The sequence below is a fragment of the Micromonospora sp. AMSO12t genome, from assembly GCF_008806585.1.
Lineage (GTDB): Bacteria > Actinomycetota > Actinomycetes > Mycobacteriales > Micromonosporaceae > Micromonospora > Micromonospora reichwaldensis.
Genome location: NZ_WAAS01000322.1, coordinates 1 through 6,705 on the forward strand (window position 1 = coordinate 1; position 6,705 = coordinate 6,705).

At 72.7% G+C, this 6,705-nt stretch carries 5 protein-coding genes; 2 read left to right on the forward strand and 3 right to left on the reverse strand.

The window, feature by feature from the left end; translation table 11 throughout:
* Positions 1-10: 10 nt before the first annotated feature.
* Positions 11-679 (reverse strand): maleylpyruvate isomerase N-terminal domain-containing protein, encoded by a 669-nt coding sequence (locus F6X68_RS29195; RefSeq protein ID WP_151457265.1) that lies wholly within the window; start codon positions 677-679, stop codon positions 11-13.
* A gap of 101 nt (positions 680-780) precedes the next feature.
* Here F6X68_RS29195 and F6X68_RS29200 point away from each other — a divergent pair, with 101 nt between their 5' ends.
* The gene (locus F6X68_RS29200) at positions 781-1,233 is read left to right on the forward strand and encodes a YbhB/YbcL family Raf kinase inhibitor-like protein (RefSeq protein WP_151457266.1); all 453 of its coding nucleotides are present in this window, start codon (positions 781-783) and stop codon (positions 1,231-1,233) included.
* A 4-nt stretch (positions 1,234-1,237) separates the two neighbouring features.
* Here F6X68_RS29200 and F6X68_RS29205 read toward each other — a convergent pair whose 3' ends face one another.
* Entirely contained in the window at positions 1,238-2,125 is an 888-nt protein-coding gene (locus F6X68_RS29205) for a phosphatase PAP2 family protein (RefSeq protein WP_151457267.1), read from the reverse strand.
* 84 nt (positions 2,126-2,209) lie between these two features.
* Between F6X68_RS29205 and F6X68_RS29210 the strand changes: the two genes are divergently transcribed.
* Positions 2,210-2,902, forward strand: a complete 693-nt coding sequence (locus tag F6X68_RS29210) for a DUF3159 domain-containing protein (RefSeq protein ID WP_132238872.1) — start codon at positions 2,210-2,212, stop codon at positions 2,900-2,902.
* 287 nt (positions 2,903-3,189) lie between these two features.
* Here F6X68_RS29210 and F6X68_RS29215 read toward each other — a convergent pair whose 3' ends face one another.
* Positions 3,190-6,081 carry a glycoside hydrolase family 48 protein gene (locus F6X68_RS29215; protein ID WP_192581586.1) on the reverse strand — a complete coding sequence of 964 codons (2,892 nt, stop codon included), beginning with the start codon at positions 6,079-6,081 and terminating at the stop codon, positions 3,190-3,192.
* Positions 6,082-6,705 lie beyond the last annotated feature (624 nt).

Sequence of the window (6,705 nt, forward strand, 5' to 3'; positions counted from 1 at the left end):
CCCGCCCGGGTCAGCCGCCGAAGGAGAGCCAGCGGAAGCCGGCGGCGTCGACGACGGCCCGCTCGCGGTCCGTGAGGCCGACCCGGCCGGTCGCCTTGCGGATCAGCGTGAGCCGGTCCCAGCCCAGCCCGGGCGGGACCGCCCGCCCGCCGGTGAGCAGGTCGGCGACGACCTCCGCCGCCGTCGGCGTCAGCCACGGCCGCCGCTCCAGCGCCGCCGCCAGGTCCAGGCCGTGCACGCCGACCTCCACCACGCGGGTACGCAGGAACTCGGCGAGCGCCATCGCGTCGCCGTGCCGGGTGCGTACCACCCGACCCGGCGGTGCGGCGTCGACGGCGTCGAGGGCGGCCCGCCAGGCCCGGTCGAAGTCGGCCACCAGGGCCGGCCCGTCGAGTTCCCGGGCCTCCCGCCGGCCGCTGTCGACGCGGGCGGCGTCCACGGACGGGGTGAACTTGGCGGCGCCGTAGTAGGCGGCGGCGTCGACCTCGGCGCGGGGCGGGGCGGGCTCGGCGAGCATGTCGACCAGCCGGCCCGCGCCGGTGCGTACGTGGGCCAGCAGTTCGCGTACAGCCCACGGCCGGCAGTCGGTCGGACGGTCGAGATCCGCCTCGTCGACGCCGCGCAGCACCTCGCCGAGCCGCTCGCACTCGTCCCGGAACGCCGCCCGTACGCTCTCCATGGCCCCCTCCCCCGTCCCGCCGACCCTCTCACACCGGCGCGGCCGTTTCGGGTCCCGTCCGGCGGGTACGCGCGGCCGGGCCGACGAGAGGAGCGCCAGGGATGGCCGGGATCATGCTGCGCAGCACCGCGTTCAACGACCACGACATGCTGCCGAGCCGCTTCTCGAAGGAGGGCGGCAACGTCTCGCCGCCGCTGGAGTGGGAGCGGGTGCCGGAGTCCGCCGCCGAGCTGGTCCTGCTCGTCGAGGACCCGGACGCGGGTAGGACACCGTTCCTGCACTGGCTGGTCACCGGGATCGCGCCGAGCGCCGCCGGGGCGCCGGAGGGCGGCGTGCCCCTGGGCGGCCGCGAGTGGCCCAACGACTTCGGCACCACGGGGTGGGGCGGCCCGCACCCGCCCCAGGGCGACGATCCCCACCGGTACTTCTTCCGGCTCTACGCGCTGGACCGGCCGCTGGAGCTGCCCGAGACGCCGCGGGCGGAGGAGGTGCACCGCCTGCTCGTCGAGCGGGACGCCGCGAGCGGGACGATGGTCGGCACCTACTCCCGCTGAGCGGTCAGCCCTTGACCCGGGGCACCAGCCGGTGCACGGCGGCGAGCACCAGCGCCATGACCACGCCCATCGTGCCGACGATCCCGGCGGCGCTGCCGGCGTAGCCGACGAGGAGGGGCCTGCGGGCCAGCTCGCTGGGCGGGGTGGCGCGCAGGTCGACCAGCCAGGAGAGGGCGAACCCGCAGGCCACCACCGCCAGTACGCCGCCGACGCCGAGCACCGTCGTGGCGACCCGGTGGGCGTCGGCCGACTCCACCTGCGCCTGTTCCCGCTGGGTGATCAGCAGCATCAGCCCGGCCAGCGCCGCCCAGACCCCGACCACCAGGAACGCGGCCACCGCGTCGCTGGGCCGGTGCCAGCCGGCGGAGAGGGTGGCCACCCCGGCGATCGCGGCGTAGCCGGCGCCGAGGAAGGCGCCAAGCACCCGCACCTTGCGCGGCAGGACGAGCATCAGGGCCACCGCGACGGAGGCGGCGACCGTGGCGTGCCCGCTGGGCAGACTGTTGCCGGCGTAGATCCGTTCGGGGTCGATGCCGAAGTCGGGCCGGGCCAGGCCGTACTTGAGCAACTGGGTGGTGGCGTTGGCGCCGGCGATCAGCAGGGTGGCCGTGACGGCCAGGGCGATCCGGCCCCGGATCAGGGCGATGAAGCCGATCACCGCGGTCGCCGCCAGCAGCGAGACGACCGACATGGCGTTGAGGATCCGGTTCACCGGCTCCTCGATGTGGTCCTGCCCGATCCGGTTGCCGGTCAGGGCGACGGTGTCGACCCACTGGCCGATCTCGACGTGCACGGCGACCCGCCACACAGCGATGAAGGCCGCCGCCTGGACGAGCGCCAGGACGACCAACCAGACCGCGGTCCAACCCCTCGGCGTCGTTCGCACCCGCACACCGTAGCGGCAGGCGCGGCCCGGTCGGCGGGTGGCCTGTCGCTCGGCTACGGCTAGGTTGGTGGCGGACGTGAGGAGGGTGCGGTGACGCGTACACCGGAGGGTGCGCCGGCCCCGACGGACCGGCCGGAGACGCTCGCGGACCTGCTCGGCGGGCGCCGGGGCGCGGTCGACGCCAGCCTGCCGCCGGTGGCGTTCGCCCTCGGTTGGCTGCTCGGCGGGCACTCGCTCTGGGGCGGGGTGGGCGCGGCCGTGGTCACCGGCGCCGCGCTGGCCGGCTGGCGGCTGCACCGGGGCGACCGGCCGCGTTCGGTGCTGATCGGGCTGCTGGCCGTCTGCGTGGCCGCGCTCGTCGCGTTGCGCACCGGTCGCGCCGAGGACTTCTTCCTCGTCCAACTGCTGTCGAACGCGGCGAGCGCGCTGGCCTGGGTGGTCAGCATCGTGGTGCGCTGGCCGCTGCTCGGGACGGTGGTGGGCGTCGCGCTCGGCCAGCGGACCCGGTGGCGGCGGGATCCGGCGCTGCTGCGCGCGTACGGCCGGGGCAGCTGGGCATGGGCGGCGTCCTACGTGCTGCGGGTGGCGGTGTTCCTGCCGCTGTGGCTCGGCGGTCAGGTGGTCGCGCTGACGGTGGCCCGGGTCGTGTTGTCCTGGCCGCTGGTGGCGGCGGTGCTCGCGGTGAGCTGGGTGGTGGTGCGCCGGTCGTTGCCGGCCGGTCACCCGGGGCTGCGCCACCCGGTGGTGCCGGCCCGTGCGCCGGTGGAACCGGCGGGAAAGTAAGGGAGAGGCCGCCACGGGGGGAGCGGCCTCTCCGGTGACGTACGTTACTCCGTTCCGGCCCCATGCGTGATCCCGTGGTGGCCGGTTTTTCGGGCGTTTTCGCGCCCGGTGCATATCCGGGTGCGGTTGGGGTGGGCCGGCTGCCCCGCTGCGTCGGCCGGTTGACCGGCCCACCCCGGCCTGACCGTGGGAGTCAGGCCGTCCGCCGACCGGGCGTCTCCGTTCCCCCAGGCCCGCCCGGCCGGCCTCCGGGCGGGCGGGCCGCGCCACCCACCCGGAGGAGTCGGTCAGCCGTTGGGGAACAGCTTTCCGTAGTCGGCGTACGCCATGGCGACGTCCGCCTGGGCCCAGAACCGGTGGTACTTGAACTCCGGCTCGGGGCCGCCGTCCAGGTACGCCTGGACCTTCGGCCAGGCCGGGTCGTTCTTGTAGAAGGAGCGGATGTCGAGGAAGCTCTTGCCCGCGGCGATGGGGTCACCGTTGGCCATGGTCCCCGTCCAGCCCGGCGGCACGTAGAGGCCCTGGCCGGTGCTGGCGTCGTAGACGTCGTCGAAGCGGCGGTAGTCGCCCCGCTTCTCCACCGTGGACACGCCCTGGGCGTCGCTGGCGCCGTGCAGCGCGTCCAGCAGGCCCTTGGCGGTGTTCTTCGCCGCCGCGTTGCCCGACTTCGCCGCGTACGCGATGAGCGTGCGGGCGTAGGCGGCGGCGATGCCGACGTCCTGGCCCTTGACCGTGACCTCGACGTGCAGGTTGGTGTTGGGCTGCGGGTTGGCCGGGTTCCAGGTGGTCGGCTGGCCGGTCCACTTCATGTCCGACGGGATCGACCAGTTGGTGCCGACCGTGGTGTTGGCGATCGCCCAGGGCACCCACTTGTCCAGCAGCGCCTTGGCCTTGGCGTTGCCGGTCTCCAGGTACAGCTCGGCGATGCGCTGCATGGACCAGGCCTGCATGCCGAACCACTGGTTCGACGGCGGGTCGTTGTAGACCGGGTCGACGTCGTAGTACATGCCGTAGAACGTCGACGTGCCGGCCGGCGGCTGGCCGTAGTGGCCGCCCCAGCTGTTGGTCGCGCCGCCGGCGATGCCGCCCTCGGCGGACTGGAGCCAGGTGTAGAACTCCAGCTGCCGCTCCAGGCTCTTGGTCCAGTCGGTGACCGCGGTCGGCGACTTCGGCTTGAGCTCGTTGACGTTGGTCAGCGCCCAGGCCGCGAACGGGTTCTGGTAGCCGAAGTGGTTGTGGCTGGAGCCGATCCGCCACGACCAGTTCTGGTTCGGCTCGTACGCGCCGCCCCAGGCGTAGTACCAGGACATCAGGTAGTGCGCCGAGTCCTTGCCGGTGCCGGCCGGGCAGGTGGCGGCCCCGACGCAGTTGCCGATCTTCTTGAAGTACTTGTCGAACATGGCGTAGCGCAGGTAGTCACCCATCTTGGCGGCCTTGGCCACGGTGGCCGCCACGTCGGCCTCCTTGCCCTGCTCCTTGGCCCAGGTCAGGGCCCAGTACGCGGCCTGCACGGCGCGGGCGTCGGCGTCGGGGGCGTTGGTGTACTTCCACTGCTTCGCCGGCGCGTTCGCCTCCTTGACGAACAGGTCGAGGTAGCCGTTGCGGCCGCCGTGGGCGAAGGTGTCGCAGGACGGCTGCGGCACGGTCTCCCACACCGACTCCTGGGTGCCCCGCTGGAAGGTGTTGATGTACGCCGGCCGGGTGGTGCCGTCGCCGCAGCGGCCGTAGCCGTAGGTGTTGTCCACGTCCAGCAGCCAGTGCATGCCGTAGATGTCACCGGTGCCGTAGGTGTTCTGCAGCTCCGAGCGCAGCGGGTCCTGGCCGACCGGCACGTTCGGCTCCAGCTGCGACGGGTACTGGCTGGGCAGGTCGTGCTCGGCGGCGTACTGCGCGGTGCCGGCCGCGCCCGCGGTGGGCTGGTCGGCGTGCGACGGGATGATGTACTTCTCCATGACGTTCCAGGAGTTGTTGAACGGGGCCCAGTTCTGGGTCACCCGCCCGTACTGGGCCTCCAGCCAGAGCCAGAAGCTGAACGCCTCGGAGGTCGTCTCGTGCCCGTGGTCGGGCGCCTCGACGATCAGCGTCTCGATCGAGTGGTACGGCACGCCCTCGGGGCTGAAGTAGCCCGAGTTCTTGATCTTGCCGTACTGGTCGAGGAACCGCTTGACGTAGGTGTTGTCCCCGCCGCCGGTGTCGTTGTCGATCTCGGTGGCGGTGATCGCCAGCGGCGCGTAGCCGGTGGCCGAGGCGGTGACGGTGGCGGTGCCGCCGAGCGTGTCGGCGTCCTCGGCCGCCGCGACGGTCACGTTCACCCCGGTGTTCCAGTTGCTCGGGGTCAGCGTCACCGAGGCCGGCGAGACGGTGATGTCGGTGTCGCCGGTGCGGGCGAGGGAAACCGGCACGTTGGCCGTCGGCGCGGCGCTGAGCTTGAGGTTGACCGTCGAGCTGCCGCCCTCGGTCACGCTCACCGCCGACGGGGTGGCGACCAGCACCGGCCCGGACGCCGCCGTGACGGTGAAGGACTTCTCCGCGGTGGCGGTCAGGTTCGCGTTGTCGTACGCCTTGGCCTGCACCGTGTACGCGCCGGCCGGCAGGTCCTCCAGCGTGTAGCCGTACGGGGCGGTGGTGTCGGTGTTGACCAGCAGGCCGTTGCGGTAGAACTCGACCTTGCTGATCGTCCCGTCCGGGTCGCTGGCGGTGGCGCTCAGCGGCACGTCGGCGGGGGCCTCGAAGGGGCCGGCCGGCACGCTCAGCGCGACCGTCGGCGGCTGCTGCTGGGTGCCGCCGCAGGTGACGCCGTTGACCGAGAATGACGTCGGCTTCGGGTTGGTGCCGCCGTGCGAGCCGTTGAAGCCGATGCTGGTCGAGGCGCCGGTGCCGAGGTTGCCGTTGTAGGACTCGTTGGTGGCCGTGACCTGGTTGCCGGTCTGGCTCCACTTGGCCGACCAGCCCTGGGTCACCCGCTGGTCGCCGGGGAAGGCGAACTTCAGCGTCCAGCCGTTGATCGGGTCGCCGAGGTTCTTGATGGTGACGTTGGCGGTGAAGCCGTTGTTCCAGTCGCTGGTCGCGTAGACCACGTCGCAGGCGGGGGCGGCCTGTGCGGCGCCGGCCGGCAGGGTCACCCCGCCGACGGCGAGCGCGGTGGCGGCGACCATCGCCAGGCGGCGACGTCTTGCCAGATTTCTCATGTGCGCGGTGTCTCCTCGGACCTGGCCGGGGACGAAGGGCCCCGGCGGGGCGCCCTCCCGCGAACGGGATTCGGGGGCACCCGGGATGGTGGTCGCCCCGGCCCGAGGCCGGGGTACGGCGGGCGGCGCCCCCTGCGGGGCGGCTGCTCCGCCGACTGCGTCGGATGCCGTACCGGAGACACCGGCTGCCCTCGGCGACCCACGCTTGCGCGATCTGGCTCCGCGTCGCGGTGGCGACAGTGTGCCATGCATGGAAGCGCTCCCACAATGGCCGGAGGCGCACCGAAGCAGCAACATGTTTCGATCTCGTTTTGGGGCTTTCACAAAGCCGTGACGGGCGTTACAGTCGCAGCATCGGTCGATGGGAGCGCTTCCATCGACGGAGATCCAACTAGAAGATCACCCGGAGTCCGTCCATGACGGACCCTGGGGACTCAGCCCGAGGGCTGACGGCGGGCCAGCCCGGACACCGCCGTCAGCCATTCCCACCGACATGGAGGGAGGTGGATCCTCTAGCCACTCGCGTGGCCCGGCTCCCGCGCGACACGCACGACAGGACGCCAATTCCGCCCGTGCGTGTGCAGCAATGGTGGGGACGGGGGTTGCCCTCCCCCG